This window comes from Cysteiniphilum sp. QT6929, from assembly GCF_030035755.1.
Taxonomy (GTDB): domain Bacteria; phylum Pseudomonadota; class Gammaproteobacteria; order Francisellales; family Francisellaceae; genus Caedibacter; species Caedibacter litoralis.
The window spans coordinates 1,475,720-1,490,888 of the sequence record NZ_CP103983.1 but is presented as its reverse complement, the minus strand read 5'-3'; the positions used below and the strand labels follow the sequence as shown (position 1 = coordinate 1,490,888).

The 15,169-nt window shown below is 38.9% G+C and carries 13 protein-coding genes; 7 read left to right on the top strand and 6 right to left on the bottom strand.

The features are described 5' to 3' along the window. Positions 1–78 precede the first annotated feature (78 nt). Entirely contained in the window at positions 79–1,464 is a 1,386-nt protein-coding gene (locus NYP54_RS06445) for an APC family permease (RefSeq protein ID WP_283155819.1), read from the bottom strand. A 110-nt stretch (positions 1,465–1,574) separates the two neighbouring features. Beyond that, positions 1,575–2,276, bottom strand: coding sequence for a response regulator transcription factor (locus NYP54_RS06440; RefSeq protein WP_283155818.1), 702 nt, complete (start codon positions 2,274–2,276; stop codon positions 1,575–1,577). A gap of 261 nt (positions 2,277–2,537) precedes the next feature. Here NYP54_RS06440 and NYP54_RS06435 point away from each other — a divergent pair, with 261 nt between their 5' ends. Next, positions 2,538–4,946 (top strand): hypothetical protein, encoded by a 2,409-nt coding sequence (locus NYP54_RS06435; RefSeq protein ID WP_283155817.1) that lies wholly within the window; start codon positions 2,538–2,540, stop codon positions 4,944–4,946. A gap of 90 nt (positions 4,947–5,036) precedes the next feature. Then, positions 5,037–6,260 (top strand): HAMP domain-containing sensor histidine kinase, encoded by a 1,224-nt coding sequence (locus NYP54_RS06430; RefSeq protein ID WP_283155816.1) that lies wholly within the window; start codon positions 5,037–5,039, stop codon positions 6,258–6,260. Here NYP54_RS06430 and NYP54_RS06425 read toward each other — a convergent pair. Then, positions 6,257–7,189 (bottom strand): AEC family transporter, encoded by a 933-nt coding sequence (locus NYP54_RS06425; protein WP_283155815.1) that lies wholly within the window; start codon positions 7,187–7,189, stop codon positions 6,257–6,259. The genes NYP54_RS06430 and NYP54_RS06425 overlap by 4 nt on opposite strands. A gap of 161 nt (positions 7,190–7,350) precedes the next feature. Between NYP54_RS06425 and NYP54_RS06420 the strand changes: the two genes are divergently transcribed. From NYP54_RS06420 to NYP54_RS06405, 4 genes are read left to right on the top strand one after another with little or no spacing between them, the layout of a single operon-like run. Then, on the top strand, positions 7,351–8,007 hold the full coding sequence (locus NYP54_RS06420; protein WP_283155814.1) for a hypothetical protein: 657 nt from the start codon (positions 7,351–7,353) through the stop codon (positions 8,005–8,007). A 4-nt stretch (positions 8,008–8,011) separates the two neighbouring features. Then, a complete protein-coding gene (locus NYP54_RS06415) occupies positions 8,012–8,401 on the top strand; it encodes a hypothetical protein (RefSeq protein WP_283155813.1) in 390 nt (129 codons plus the stop codon). Next, entirely contained in the window at positions 8,398–9,501 is a 1,104-nt protein-coding gene (locus NYP54_RS06410) for an anhydro-N-acetylmuramic acid kinase (protein WP_283155812.1), read from the top strand. The genes NYP54_RS06415 and NYP54_RS06410 overlap by 4 nt, the downstream gene beginning before the upstream one ends. A 33-nt stretch (positions 9,502–9,534) precedes the next feature. Next, positions 9,535–10,818, top strand: a complete 1,284-nt coding sequence (locus tag NYP54_RS06405; protein WP_283155811.1) for an MFS transporter — start codon at positions 9,535–9,537, stop codon at positions 10,816–10,818. A 7-nt stretch (positions 10,819–10,825) separates the two neighbouring features. Here the strand turns inward: NYP54_RS06405 and NYP54_RS06400 are convergent, their stop codons facing one another. Next, complete coding sequence (locus tag NYP54_RS06400) at positions 10,826–13,207, bottom strand: hypothetical protein (RefSeq protein ID WP_283155810.1); 2,382 nt, start codon at positions 13,205–13,207, stop codon at positions 10,826–10,828. A gap of 171 nt (positions 13,208–13,378) precedes the next feature. Between NYP54_RS06400 and NYP54_RS06395 the strand changes: the two genes are divergently transcribed. After that, positions 13,379–14,251, top strand: coding sequence for an IS982 family transposase (locus NYP54_RS06395; RefSeq protein ID WP_283155809.1), 873 nt, complete (start codon positions 13,379–13,381; stop codon positions 14,249–14,251). Here the strand turns inward: NYP54_RS06395 and NYP54_RS06390 are convergent. Both NYP54_RS06390 and NYP54_RS06385 read right to left on the bottom strand, forming a co-directional pair. Then, on the bottom strand, positions 14,217–14,546 hold the full coding sequence (locus NYP54_RS06390) for a hypothetical protein (RefSeq protein ID WP_283155808.1): 330 nt from the start codon (positions 14,544–14,546) through the stop codon (positions 14,217–14,219). The genes NYP54_RS06395 and NYP54_RS06390 overlap by 35 nt on opposite strands. 188 nt (positions 14,547–14,734) lie before the next feature. Then, entirely contained in the window at positions 14,735–15,112 is a 378-nt protein-coding gene (locus NYP54_RS06385; RefSeq protein ID WP_283155807.1) for a RidA family protein, read from the bottom strand. Positions 15,113–15,169 lie beyond the last annotated feature (57 nt).

Sequence of the window (15,169 nt, the reverse complement as noted above, 5' to 3'; positions counted from 1 at the left end):
AAAAACTTCTTTGACATTAAACACGGCAAAGTGATTCATGAGTGGTATGGTGTAAACCTATTTTAATGCAAGGAAGTGCTATGGTTGATACCTACGTAACCAGATCCATAAAAAGGGAATAAGAATAATGATAATATCAGCAATAACGATAGTCGTAACATAAGCATAAATGTTTTGGATGTGTGAAAAAGCGGGCGGAAAAATCCCTAAGAAAATGCCACTCAAGCAAGCTAGGATACCAAAAATACAAATAATGTTTAAAAGTAGATTGTTTTTTGAGCCAGCATGAAAAATTCGCTCAATATGCGGTTCTTTATAACGCAAACGCATGGCAGCAGCAAACACCAGGATCCACATAAAAACCGTAAACTGTGATGTTAATGCGATCAATAATGCAAAGGCAGATTGAATTGTTGGCATAAACAAAAATACAAAGGATAGCAGACTGCCAATAACACCTTGAATCAAAAGCACATTGGTTGGCATGTGATTATTGTTAAGCTTGGCAAAAGCTTGAGGTAAAAGTTTCTGTTGAGCGACCTCTTGCATGGCGCGAGCGGGTCCCAACATCCAAGTGCTAAGGGCTGCGATCATACCAATGACGATAAGTAAGGCAATAAGCCCTTTAAACTCACCAAGACCGGCAAGGTTAAGTACAGCACTAATTCCTTGAATTAATCCACTCATCGGATTAATTGAGCTTTGAGGTGTAATAATCACTAAGGCAAGTGTTGAGATGATCGACAGTAGCACAATAATCACAATTGATAAGATCATTGCCTTAGGGATGCTGCGCTTGGGGTTGTGCACATTTTTAACATGAAAGCTTGTTGCTTGAATGCCTGAGTAGCTCGCCAAAGTTTTAACAAAGAGTGCGAAAGTCACAAATGATAACTCAGGTAACCAATTATGGAAGTGGTTAAAGTGGGCATTATCTTGTCCCATGATCAGAAAATAAATCGCGCCAGCAAGCAGCAATACACCGGGTAAAATCATGCCTAAGAGTGCGCCGATGATATTAAGAATGACAACACGACGCATCGGTAAACAGTTAAACAGTGTTAATAACCAGAAAATGGCAAGCATCGTAAGGCAGAGGGTGAGCTTGCTATGTTCGATCTGATCAAAGCCGATATAAACAATCGTGGCAGCAATTGCCGAGAGACTGGCAGGGAAGCTTATAACGTTATTAAACCATTCCATCCAGATTGCGATTAAGCCGGTTTTTTCACCAAATGCGCGCTTAACCCAAGTGTATACGCCACCATTATCTTTCACTAACATGCCGCCTAATTCAGCGCAGACTAGCGCGCTCGGAATCAGAAAAAAGATCGCAGCTAAAAGATAAAAGAAAATAGAGGCCAGTCCAATGGTTGCCATAAAGGCGATGGAGCTTAGGCTAATGATTGCGGTGATGTTCATGAGTGTCAATTTCGACACTGTCAGTGTTTTATCGTAAGACATAAATTTAAATGCGCTATAAATATTAGGCGCTATCTTGCCGTATAAAAAATAAATAGCAAGTTGGGATATGCGTTAGACCTTTAGGTTCATAGGCGTATCTAAGACAAAAGCTATTTAAACTGAATCGAGCCTAAGAAAATATAGCCATGACCACGAATGGTGCGAATGATTTGTCCTGTCGGGTCATTGATTTTTTTGCGGATACGTCCGATAAGCTGATCAACACTGCGACTATCCGCTTGATCAGTAAGTCCTAATATTTCAGCAATATCGTATTTACTAATCAATTGATTTTGGCGTGAGATCAGTAAATCCAGAATTGAAGCCTCAGCTTTGGTTAGTGAAATATCTTTTTTGCCATGCTCATCACTTAGCGTTTTATGATTCAAATTAAATTGTAAACAATTAAAAACGGCATATTGATATTTCTTTTGGGAGGGTGCCTTGCTTGAGAATTGAATAAGGTTTTTAATGCGCGCATATAGCTCATGCAGATTAAAAGGTTTCTCTAGATAGTCATTAGCGCCAGACTCTAAACCGATGATGCGATTGGTTTCGCCAATATTGGCAGAGAGTATCAATATCGGTGTTTTCGGGCTTAATAGGCGCATTTGCTTACAAACATCTAAGCCGTAGATATCAGGTAAGTTTAAATCAAGAATAACAAGCTGATAGCTGTTTTGCTCAAAATCAATAAGCGCTGGTTGTGCCTTGTTGAAGTGTTTGATGTCAATGAGCTTTTGTTGCATAAATGATTTCACAATTTCGGCAATTGTTAAATCATCTTCGACATATAAAACTTTGTAATGCATGTGATACCCCCATTTTGCATGTTTATATGATCGCATTATAGACTTTTAGTGGCTTCATTGTCGTCTTTGTTTGGCACTTATGTATATGAAAAGGCAGAAATGTAAATGACTGAGATAATAGACCAAGGTCATATACTATATCAATTTGATGGTTTACTCAAAGGCTCTGTTTTTATTTATCATTCGCGTCAAACTTAACACAAGAGCAGCAAAACAGAATTTGCTGACAAAGTTAAGATTGATGTAAGAGGAGATAGTACCATGAGCAATAAATTATCATTAGCCTACAGAGTAAGTTCATTAAGTGCGATGGTTGCAACATTGGCAGCGTGCAGCTCATCCCCAGGTACACCACAAGGCGGCTCGCAATCTGCGGGTGTCCAAGCAGAGATTAGTAGCGCGCAATTATCGACAGCAACTGTTACACAAACGGATAATAGCACAGCATTAACTGCACAGGTAACGCCACAAGCGCTTGCGCTAGGGGCAAGTCATAGCTTTACCTTGACACTGCGCGACAAATCAGAGGATAAAGCTAATCGCTTTGCGACACAAACCTGTGAAGTAAATGCAGCTAATAGTTATCGCTGTGACTTTGCTTTAGCTGCTAATGATGGCTCTGGCTCTAAAAGCAAAGCCGTATCAGTAGGTACGCATCAACTAGAAGTTAGTGGCGATGATGTAATCAATAGTAAAACCGTCAATGTTGAGGTGATCCCAGGATTATTTGGCAAGATTGTTAAAACCTACAATATGGGTTCATGTATTGTGGTGGTTGAAAATGGTGGTAGTGACCAAACCAAGCAATATGAGGAGTTAACTTCAGCTGAGAAAAATTATTTCTACAAATTTCAAGACAGTGAGTGGTTGTGTCTGGATCAAGGCAAAGGCATTGAAATTCTGGATCAATGGATGACTCAGGGTGGTTTTTATTATTTTGATCCAACGGATGAAAAAATGCGTTTTGTGGGCTTAGATCAAGCGCAAAAACCAATGAATTTTGCCGTGGATATTACTGAGTTCTCAGTAGGTAACAAAGAAAAATTTAAGGCAGACAAAGAATCAAATTTTGTGGTGATTGATGCAGGAAGTAATAGCGGTGTTTATCAAAGGGATGCGCAAAAGCATACAAAAGTTAATTTAGGTGATCTTGCCGGCATTGATCATATTAAGACAAGTCAAAATGCAATTCTAATAAGAAAAGGTGACTCCAGTAAATTAGCTTTTGTGCATAATGGCATATTATCTGGATGGAAGATGCTTGAAGGTGGTGATTTTAGTCTGATTGACATGCCGAAAATTGGGCAAAATATTGCGATTGTGACTGAGCAAATAGCAATTGAGGAGCCTGAAATTCCTGACATGGTGGCTAGACGAGTATTTTATCTAAACCTTACTGCTAACACTGTTAAAGAGGTTAGTTATCCAGAAGGACTAGAGGAATATGGCTACCCAGAGTATTTTAGTTTAGATCAGTCAGAAAAAGGTACTTTAATCGTTCAATCAGATGATGGCAGTTTAGTGCATATGATAAGTCCAGAGCACGGTATTGATAAAACTTTAGAGTTGTTAAGTATGAGGGGAGTTATTGCGGCTCAACATACAGTGGCTTATAACGGTGATAACGAGGAGGCTTTTGCATTATTTTATGATGTAAAGAACAATACGATTAAGCAAGAAGATCTAGGTAGGATGTCAATTTCAAAAGATATGAGTGAAGTACCATTGGCACCGATTGCGGTTGCGCCCATGACTATCGCTTATATTGATAGACGAGATCTAAATAATGAAAGCAATGATCGTGATAACTATTTAGTTAGTTTATATTTTGATGAATCCTCAGGTAAGATTTCTAAATTTGAGAAAAAATTGACTGAAAAACGAGAAAACAGTAGCGGGGAAGCATTAGTTGCAGCTAATAGATATACTGTTGCTGCTTATGCATTTGAGACTCCAGATGAGGATAAACTTGAAGCATGGGCTGCAGATATTATTGGTCGCTTACTATTAGACCAACCAATTCAGCTGGCAGGCAATATTAATATTCGCTCATATGTTGAGATTTACCACCCGCAAACCAATGTTGATGAAGCGAGAATTACAAGTAATGAATCACTATTAGAAAAAGCTCAATTGGTAGATGAGAATTGCAGTTTAGGTAGCGTATTAGACCACTTGGATACACTCATTAAAAGCGGGGGGGCACAACAAGCGGGTGAGTATGTAGAAAAAACTGAAGAGTCAGGGATGTCCCTAGAGATTAAGAATGCATTAAATAAACTATTACAGAGTGTTATGGAATTTAAATTGGTCGCGCCAGGATCAGCCTTACATGTTCCTAGTAATATCACATTAAATTGTAAAGACAATAAATTTACGTTTAATGCCGAGGTGCCAGTTGCTTACTATAGTGACGCACAAATGAAAGCAAATAATATGATGATTGATGCATCCTATCAGGCGCAAGCAGGTGAGTTAAATGACTTAATTACGCAAATTGATCAAGGCGTTGATGAAATGTCATTAATCACCTTGCCGAGATTGCAAGTTGCATTGGATTTATTAAGGGGCACACAGCTGATAGGTGCGCAATTTACGCACTTATCACCAAAAAATATGGTCTGCTATGCATACCAACTTGGGGATACTAATGTGGCAATGTTGCGCTAAGCTAAATAGATAAACATAAGAAACAGCGACTTAAGTCGCTGTTTTTGTTTTGATGGCTTGGTTATACTGAACCAATACGGTGTACTGTAAGTGACAAAAGAAATGACGCTAAAACGTAAGAAGCAAATGATTATTGCTGCGATTACCTTAACAATTATTTTATTTGTAATACAGTTTTGGATATATGTTGGCTCATTGCATAGTGCAGTGAAAAGCCATGAACAGCAAAAGGAGGTGCTAGAAGCAATGCTAGAAACTCAAAATAGTATTGCCGAATTTGATCATGATTCATTGGTGAAATTTATTAATAACTATAACAAAACTGCATCAAAATTTTTATCTGCCAACATAAGTAAAAATGGGATGGATAATCGCCTAGAGAGATACAAGCCACTAACTTTAGCGCAAGCCTTAAGCGAATTTAATAAGTCGAATAATGTGACAAGTTGTCAGTATTATCAAAAGGCGCAGCTTGGGGTGTGTTTTAGCCTTGAGAAGCATACTTTCTTTATGCATAAAGAACTTATTTTGTATATGCTCTTAGATTTCTTTATTCTCGTTATGGTGGTGGTTAGCATTATTATGTACGGCTTTACTTTAATCGATAAAACCATGCGTAGCGTTTATGCCCCCAATAAATTTCCGCTGCAATCACTCTTTTTTCGCAAAAGTTCCAACCAACTTAAAGCGAATATTGAAGAGCTTATTTCTGAGCGCGTAATGCTATTATCAACACTTTTTCATGATGTGAAAACTCCGCTAACGCGTACGATGCTTTATCTGCAAGTGATGCCCAAAGAAACGCCCTTTCTTGAGAAGCTGTCTTCAGATTTGATGGAGATTAATGAAATCATTGATTCAACGGTTACTTATTATCAAGGTAACTCTGGTGATCAGCGGGTTGATGTGAATAAGCTGATTAAGCGGATAGCCGAATCGTCAACACAGTGTAGTGTAATGGAGAATCCCGATGAGCATTTGCTTGTTGCTGGTAATGAAGGGCTTCTGTATCGTGCATTGGCAAATATTTGTAATAATGCCGAGAAATATGCTGGAGGATGTACGATACATTGCTATCAGCAAGATCAGCATGTGGTGATTGAAATATCAGATCAAGGTCCTGGCGTGCCTGAGGCAAAAATACAGAGCATTTTTGAGCCACAAGTTAAAAATATTCATCAAGCAGGTAATAGTACGGGTTATGGCTTGGGGCTTGCAATTGCACTGAAAATCATTGGTTTTCACAAAGGTAAAATGACTGTAAAAAACACCTATCCAGGTCTATGCTTTACTATCGAGCTGCCATGTGCTTAAAAACCAACGAAAAGCATAAAAACAGGTAGTGTAATTATTGCAATCAATGTACCCAGAATGGTACTGCTAGTGCTTTCCTCAGTGAGCGTGTTATACCTTAATGCAAACATTGTTGTCATTGTTGCCGTGGGCATCGCGCAAAGTAGAATCACTTCTTTCGCAAGAGTGCCGGTAATGCCAAAGCCATAGACCAATGCGAACATAATAAGTGGATGGATTAAATTCTTTAAGAAGATATTGATCACAGCACCTTTGGAGAATTTAATCACAAAACTGGACATGATAAGACCTAGTGCAAAAAGGGATACGCCCGAGGTGGTGTTACCAATGAGCTTAAGGCTATCTTCAATAATTTTAGGTAAAGGTACACCAATAACAGCATAAATAATCCCTAGAATTGGCGCGAAAACCAAAGGTTTTTTAAGAACTTCAACGATATTGCTGATAAAAAGCTGAGATAAATTGGCTTTATTTCCAGATCTTAATTCAAGCAGGATCACCGTGACTGGGATCATAACAACGCTGGAGATAATATTACCAATCACAATAGAGACAAGTGCGCTAGAGCCAATCAATTCGATAAAAATGGGAATGCCCATAAACGCCATATCGGGGAATGAGCAGACAAAGGCGCCTTGCGCAGCCGTTTGTGGCGAACGTTTTAATAAGAACTTATGCGTACAAAAGCTAATAAGATACATACCCATTAAGCCAATAAAAAAAGCAATGACAAATTTGATATTAAGTAGTGTGTCGAGTTTGGTAGTTGCAGTAATGATAAATAGCAAACACGGAAAACTAAAGTTCATTACATAGGTGGCAAAACTTTTGCTGTGCTTGTTATCAATAATCTTAAAAAAGCCCGCTAACCACCCAAGAAAAATGACAAATGCTACGGGAATTAACGCATTTAAAATAGTAGAAAACATCTCTTAACCCTATACTCTCAATAAAAAATTAACTATATCAATAAATTTAGCTTATAGCCAATTGGTTTGCTTAGAATAAATCCAGCAATAAAAAGTGGCTAAAGTAGACGAAATTCGCTAGGCTTGAGCTTACTTTTGATTGGATGAAATGGACTGAGTTTATGGCAAGACGTATATTACTGCTATTGGTTACATTGATTATTATTTTAGGTGGTGCGTATTACTTTTTTGGCGCTCATGACAAAGGAAGTAACAAAACACAAAATATCGATTTAAATTCAACTGACCCAGCAGCTGAAGAATTATACCAAGCACTGCAAACGGCAAATTTCATTGAGCAGGGCGCAAAAACGGCAGCGCGTAATATGTATGTGATCTTTGATCCTAATTGCATTTTCTGTCATGCGTTATTTGAGGCAACTCAAAAGCAAGTAGATGCTGGTAATTTAGCGATTCGCTGGGTGCCCATTGGTATTATCAAGCGTTCAAGCCCATTAAAAACAATGGCTCTTTTAAGCGCGAAATCACCACTTGAGGCACTAAAGCAAAATGAGGAGGGCTTTAATTACGCTAAAGAAGAGGGTGGTATCACACCAGTGACCAATCCGACAAGCCAAGAAATTGAGCAATTTAATCATAATATGACGATTCTAAAGGGGTTAATTAATTCAGTGCCTGTCGTGGTATATAAAAATGCAGCAGGTCAAGCAAGAGTCAGCGGTGGTGCATTGCTACCCTTAAAAGCCGATAGTGCGGCATTGACAGAGAATGAACAGAAAGTAGATTTTTTTATAAAAAGCGTTGCTAAAAGTTGGTAAGTCGATGATTGTATTTGTTATTTATGCCGTTGTGTTGGCATTCTTCTGGATTAAAACCTTAACCTCAAGTTGCGCCAGTGATGATGATCATGAGATCAGTTACTTTCTTGAGAAAAAATATCTTAAGATCAAACGCTATAAGCAATATGGGTTGTTGTATATCGTGACGCTATTTTATCTGGTGTCTGTGTCAATGGTGTCAGCGCGTTATATGCCGACAGAAAAGCAGGTATTTGCAAGTGCTACCTCACAGCTTAATCATGCATGGCAGGTAATGCTCTCTTTTCCTTGGTGGTTGCAGCTATTATTTTTTATCGCACTTGTATTATTTGTTGGTATGTTTGCGCTACCTTTGGCCAATTACCTGAAAGATAAGAAGCGGAATAAATCATGAGTGGTAAGTATTACATTGGTATTATGTCTGGCACCAGTATGGATGCAATTGATTGTGTTGTCGTGGAATTTAAAGATGAGTCATTTAGTCTCAAAGCACAGCAAAGCTTTGCCTATCCTGTTGAGATTAAGGCGAGGATTAAAAATATTTTTGCGCAAGATTATCAATTATCGTTATTTGATTTTGGTGATTTAGACTATCAATTAGCCGAAAGTTATGCGCAGTGTGTTAAGCAAATACTCGCAGCAAATAATCTCAATGCAGAAGATATTATTGCCATTGGCTGCCATGGACAGACGGTTTATCATCAGCCACAAGGTGTGCGCAAATTCAGCATTCAGTTAGGTAGTGGTAATGTGCTTGCAGCGCTTACAGGTATTCCTGTTATCAATGATTTTCGCAATAAAGATATGATTTTTGGTGGGCAAGGCGCGCCTCTCGTGCCGGCATTTCATCAAGCATTTTTTGCGGATAAAGATATGCCGCGAGTCATTCTAAACTTAGGCGGCATCGCTAATATTACTTGTCTACACCCTAAAAAAGCGCTTGTTGGTTTTGATACGGGTCCCGCCAATACCTTGATCGACCAATGGATTCATAAGCATCGTGGTGAAGCTTATGATCAAGCAGGTCAGTGGGGGCGCGGTGGTATATTGTTGCCCGAGTTGTTAGATGAATTAATGCAAGATCCTTATTTTGCGCAAAGCGCTCCTAAAAGTACGGGGCTTGAGTATTTTAATTTAAAGTGGCTAGAGAATCAGTTGTCTACCGATGAACATATACAAGATGTGCAAGCAACGCTGCATCATTTAACAGCACGCTCGATTGCGGAGGCTGTTTTAGCTTATCAAGCAGATACTAAAGCGCTTTATGTCGCAGGTGGTGGCGCATGTAATGAGTTCTTATTGGACTTGCTTCGAGAATATTTGCCAGATATCAACGTGCAGGCAATTAATGCTTTGGGCGTTGATGAAGCGTGGATTGAAGCCATTGCCTTTGCGTGGTTTTCTTATTGTCATATCAATAAGATAAAAATACCATTCTCAGCGACAACAGGAAGCAAAAAAGACGTTATTGCAGGAATTTATCATGCTTGCTAGTGCAGCGTGAAATTAGATTTTGGAGGGATAACAATGAGTGGTTTTTCACAACAGTTAAAAGCGGCAACCATAGACAGCATTGCCGGGTTATTTAAAAGTCGCAAAATGCTGGTGATGTTTATTTTAGGCTACTCGTCAGGCTTGCCGTTGATGCTTACGGCATCATCATTAACTTATTGGTATCACGAAGCAGGGATTAGCATTCAAGATATTGGCTTATTAACACTAGTGGCATTGCCGTATACAGTAAAATATCTATGGTCACCGGTGATTGATCGCATAAGCTTTAAATATTTCGGCAGACGCAAGGGCTGGATTTTTTTAATGCAGTTATTATTAATTGTCTGTGTGTTTTTATTGAGTCAATTCTCACCTGCGCAATCACCGTTAATTATCGCCGGTATTGCCTTGGCAATTTGCTTTTTCTCGGCAACGCAAGATATTGCGATTAATGCCTATCAAACAGAAGTGTTAGATGAGGATGAACGGGCATTAGGTAGTTCTATTTCAGTATTAGGTTATCGCGTGGCAATGATGGTAACAGGTGCCTTTCTGTTAATCATGGTTAAATACTTTGATAATAACTGGCAAACTGGTATTTTTGCACTTATTCCATTTTTTGCAGTGGCAATGATTGGCACCTTTTTAGCGCGGGAAACTACAGTGGATAATCGCCCGAAAACTTTTGCTGATGCGGTTGTTTTACCATTTTATGATTTCTTTACCCGTCGCGGCTTTGCGGTAGCTGTTGTTGTGCTGTTGATTATTATTTTCTACAAGTTTAGTGATGCGTTGGCATTTTCACTGAATACCGTTTTCTTTGCCGAGCTTGGCTTTGATAAAGTCACGATTGCTGTATCGTATAAAACCAATGCCTTAATATTTACCTTTATTGGTCTAGTATTGGGTGGCATGTTAGCCAAAGGGTTTGGCTTGTTTCGTACGTTTTTACTATTTAGCTTTATGATGGCAGCAGCAAACTTGATGTATATGTGGTTAGCATTTGAAGGGAAGAATTATTATTTAATGGTGATCTCCGTTGCGGTTGAATATATGGTTGGTGCGATGGGTACTGCCGTATTAGTGGCAATGATTATGAGCCTTGTCAATAAAAGCTTCTCAGCGACACAGTTTGCAGTATTAAGCTCTATTGACTCATTGGGACGTGTGTTGGTAGGACCGTTAGCAGGTAATGTTCAAGCGAGCTACGGTTGGGAAATGCTATTTTTATTGAGTTTTATTCTTGGTTGTATTGTCACCCTTTGCATATGGCTGGCACGCAAGCAAATTATTTCAATGGCAAATCTGCATGGGTAGGGTGTAGCTATTGCTGCTCTTCTTGATAACGATTGACCTGTTTTGCTAGCCAGCCACCATCGTCCATCGGGAATGTTCCAACACTTGTTGTACTGCCACCACCCCATAGAATTGCAAAGACATTACTTGCACGTGCCTTATCCATATTGTCTTTGTTCCAATCATAGTTACTACTACCATTTAAATCCTTTAAATAATCAGGTAATTGGCAGGCATTATCATGTTGGCAGTTATAGGTTGCATCGGCAAGATTGATATTGCGTATATACGGTTGCAAGTTGCTTAAATCAGGTTCGACATCTGGGTTGCCCAAAAAGAAATCTGGTCCCGTTGCACCATGTGTAATCGCTGTTGATTCAGAGGTTGTCTGTAAATGCCCGCCAGGAATTTGCCATAACATAACAGGGATATTATCTAATCCCTGAGACATTTGTTTGACATAAGTTAAGTAATTATCCCAATCGCGCGCATTCCATATATAGCCACTGCCTGCCTCACCTGGAATTGGATTACGCTCATACTTATCAAACACCAAAAAGTCTGGTTTATTTTGACCATGATATAAACCAGCCTGTTGCCATAATTCAACAGTTGGTTTGCTAATAGTATCTTGCACTTGAACTGGACTTAAATCAGCATGTACCCAATTGGCGGAATTTGCATTCCAGACATTCTCCTGCCAACCAAAAGTGATACTTGGAGCGAATGTTTTAACCACCCAGTTGGTTGCCTGCACCCAACCTTTAAAGTTTTCAGAAAACACAGGTATTGAGGATGGCTCACTATTACTCGATTGATATTGCTTTAAAATACCAGTGGCAGCATTTTCCCAAGGCACTTTTATATCCCATGGGCTGTAGATTCCTTGATCTTTAAATTCACCGTTTTCCGCCATTTGAATAACAGCTATCGGTGTTGTCGCTTTGACATCTAATGTTTTATCATTATTTAATTGTATTTGCCAATCGTGTTGAGAGTGAATAAACCAATAGGCTTGTTGTAATGCCTTATCAACATCGATATGCGTTGGGTTGGTGCCAAGCAGGCTTTGATAGAGTTTTTGTTGTTGAATCATGCCCATTAAATCAGGGTTTAAAATGATCGAACCAGCAAGCTTATATTTGTCATGTTCCAGTTGCATTACTTGAGATAGAAGCATTAGATTGATGAAGTGCTTTGTTAAAATAAGATTGTCAATTTCAGCGGTGGATGTATTGTTTTTAAAATCTTCAAAGCTTGTGCCGCCACTCATTTCAGCAGTATACACCACCATAACAGGACGTGTTGGAAGTTTGTTAAGAGCACTCAGTTCATTCGCAAGTTTATAGGTGTTTTGGGTGTAAATAGGATAAACCAATCTACCACGATCGCCATTACCACCATCACCTGCGTATTTGAAGATAGCGTCCACCAGACGACCTTTCAACTGGGCTGGATTTTGTGTGTTGGCATCAGTCACAGCGCCCATGGCAATATAATTTGGCCAACCTCTAACATGACTACCCACTTTCTCTTTATTAAATTGAAGCGTTAACGCATTAGTGTCTTGTTTATTGACCGTAAAGTTAACAGGCGCTAAGGTATATTGGTAATCGCCATCAATAAGTGTTGTTGCCGTTGCCTTATATGTGCCACTTTGCAGATTAAAGCTGTTATCCTGACCATTGTGAATCGTTTGTGTTAAGACCGTTTGCCCATTCTGATTGATGCTTAATTGTGTTGTTTTATCTTGAGGTAAGCCATTGACATTAGCGATGACTTTGTAGGTCTGTATTGGTGTTGAGCTTACTTTGATGTTGCTATAGTAATCCTTGACAGCACTGCTGGTGTTTATATCAGAGGGCGTAAATGTGAACTGGTAGCTGTTTTGCTGACCAATAATATCAGCCGCGGATAATGTGTAATTGGTATTGGTTTTTAAATCAATCGCTACACTAGCGCCCCAATTTACTTTAACTGTCTGTACATCGCTATTGTTTTGTTTATTGGTGACTTTTACCTCAATATTGTTGTTCTTTACATCGGCTGGTTGTGCGTGATCTAAGCTAATGTGCAGCTTTAAGTCTTGTTGCTGATAATCCAGAATGACTTCAGCCGTTTTATTTATTTGAACGGTAACTGGATTTGCAGAGCTGATACTGATCGGGATGTGTTGTTGGTCTTTTTCGATATAGCTTTCAACCTGATAGGTTCCCGGTTTGACAGCTAGATTTTGCTGAGCAACTTGCTGCCAGGTGGTTTGATAGGCAATATTTCCATCTTTGTCCTTGAGCAGAATAATCGCGTTACTGGGGATGCTTTGACTTGTTTGAGATTTTTTAAAACTGACAAAGCCTTGTTCTATAGGTTTTTCGCCAACACTAAAATTGGTAATTTGTGCATCTGCCACCGTTGGTGAATAGTTAAAGGTTACCGCATCACCTGCTTGAATAATGACATCATCTTCTGGGTGGTAGTGTTTTCCTATATCAATACCTGAGTTCGGAATTAAAATCCTTGATTTAAAAGGGTTTTATGGTGTTAAAATAAGTAATTCTTATGGTAATTTCTCAAGATCAACATGATAGAACTACTTATTTCAACATTTTGCCGCATAGACGACTTTTGCATTATCTATGAAAAGCAACTTAAACTCAAACAAATTGGCATGGATAGAAACAGAAAATATGGCAAAGCGCAACAGTTAGCAGTGAGTGAAATTATGACAATTCTTATTATGTTTCAGATAACTCAATATCGCAATTTCAAAACATATTACAACGAGTTTATCAAAGTTTATTGGCATGAATATTTTCCTCAAGCGCCATCGTATAATCGCTTTGTAGAGCTGATGAGTCAAGCGATTTTACCGTTGTCTTACTTTTTAACTTATCATCAAGGTGAGCGCACTGGTATTTATTATGTTGATGCAACAAAACTGCCAGTTTGTCATAACTTACGCGAGAAAAATCATAAGGTTTTTGAGGGACTAGCAGGTAAAAGCAAAACGAGTACAGGTTGGTTTTTTGGGCTGAAATTGCATCTTGTGGTTAATAATCTTTGTGAGCTTGTTAGCATTCGAGTCACTCGTGGCAACACTGATGATAGGACGCCATTGTTGGATATGTGTAAGGAACTTCAAGGGATGATTTTTGGCGATCGTGGTTATGTATCCAAAGCCAAAGCAGAATGCCTTGCAGAGCAAGGGCTTAAATTGATTACTACGCTCAAAAAGAATATGAAAAAGCTATTTAGGACTCCACAGGAAAAGCAATTGTTACGGCATAGAGGTATGATTGAAACTCTATTTGATCATTTGAAAAATAGTTTAATGTTGTGGCATACAAGGCATCGCTCACCTGTAAATGCATGCACACATTTGATGGCATGCTTAGCTGCATGGGTTATCGATCCTATCTCTATTGTGGGCCAGAAAAGATTGAGTGTTTTATGAACCGTAATTCCGAACTGAGGTTATCAATAGTCACTTGGCGATTGAGTTGGCTTGAAATGCCATCTGCATTCATATTTTGTCCATTGACTACAAAGTTCCAGACACCATTCACATTGCCTTGAGATATGTCAAACTCAATATTATCCTGAGTCAGATTAACCTTTTGATCACATGAAAACGTGATCGTTGGATTCCAGGTTGTGCCACCAAGTTGTTTGATACTGCAGTTGGCAAATGCATTTTGAATGCTTACCAAAGCAGTCGCCACGGCAATTAATTTAATACATGTTTTCATCGCTATAATACTCCTTGCTACTGATATCTATATCAGCTGGTTTTGATGTTTCCATGGGCAGTATAGAGTATAACAAATAGCAAGTAACGCGTAATAAATACGTGGTATTGATTGTAATACATTCTAGATATGGGCGATTTTAATTGAATATTAGGTGGCTTGAGTGAGGTAAAAACAAAGTCGAATGATTAAATCTCAGCAATTGCTTCAACTTCAATTAACACATCTTTGGGTAAGCGTGCGACTTCAACACATGAACGTGCTGGTGGGGTTATCCCTTGAAAAAATGAGGCATAAACTTCATTAAAAGCAGCAAAGTCATCCATGTTTTTAATAAAACATGTGGTCTTGATCAGTTTATCCATGCGGCTTTCGGCAGCTTCGACAACGGCTTTTAAGTTTTGCATGACTTGTTTTGCTTGTGTTTTGATATCGCCTTGAACTAATTCGCCTTTTGCATTTAAGGCAATTTGTCCTGAGGTGTAGAGCATGCCATTGATTTTAACAGCTTGCACATAAGGACCTATTGCCTGTGGCGCGTTATTGGTTTGCACGACTTCTTTCATAAATATTCCTTAGATTTGTAAGAGCAATTTCATTCTGGCTAAATCAAGCGTATTGTC

What these genes read in the sequence shown, in the direction of transcription:
- NYP54_RS06445 (WP_283155819.1), bottom strand. Translation starts at nt 1,464, where the DNA reads ATGTCTTACGATAAAACACTGACAGTGTCGAAATTGACACTCATGAAC.
- NYP54_RS06440 (WP_283155818.1), bottom strand. Translation starts at nt 2,276, where the DNA reads ATGCATTACAAAGTTTTATATGTCGAAGATGATTTAACAATTGCCGAA.
- NYP54_RS06435 (WP_283155817.1), top strand. Translation starts at nt 2,538, where the DNA reads ATGAGCAATAAATTATCATTAGCCTACAGAGTAAGTTCATTAAGTGCG.
- NYP54_RS06425 (WP_283155815.1), bottom strand. Translation starts at nt 7,189, where the DNA reads ATGTTTTCTACTATTTTAAATGCGTTAATTCCCGTAGCATTTGTCATT.
- NYP54_RS06420 (WP_283155814.1), top strand. Translation starts at nt 7,351, where the DNA reads ATGGCAAGACGTATATTACTGCTATTGGTTACATTGATTATTATTTTA.
- NYP54_RS06415 (WP_283155813.1), top strand. Translation starts at nt 8,012, where the DNA reads ATGATTGTATTTGTTATTTATGCCGTTGTGTTGGCATTCTTCTGGATT.
- NYP54_RS06410 (WP_283155812.1), top strand. Translation starts at nt 8,398, where the DNA reads ATGAGTGGTAAGTATTACATTGGTATTATGTCTGGCACCAGTATGGAT.
- NYP54_RS06405 (WP_283155811.1), top strand. Translation starts at nt 9,535, where the DNA reads ATGAGTGGTTTTTCACAACAGTTAAAAGCGGCAACCATAGACAGCATT.
- NYP54_RS06395 (WP_283155809.1), top strand. Translation starts at nt 13,379, where the DNA reads ATGATAGAACTACTTATTTCAACATTTTGCCGCATAGACGACTTTTGC.
- NYP54_RS06390 (WP_283155808.1), bottom strand. Translation starts at nt 14,546, where the DNA reads ATGAAAACATGTATTAAATTAATTGCCGTGGCGACTGCTTTGGTAAGC.
- NYP54_RS06385 (WP_283155807.1), bottom strand. Translation starts at nt 15,112, where the DNA reads ATGAAAGAAGTCGTGCAAACCAATAACGCGCCACAGGCAATAGGTCCT.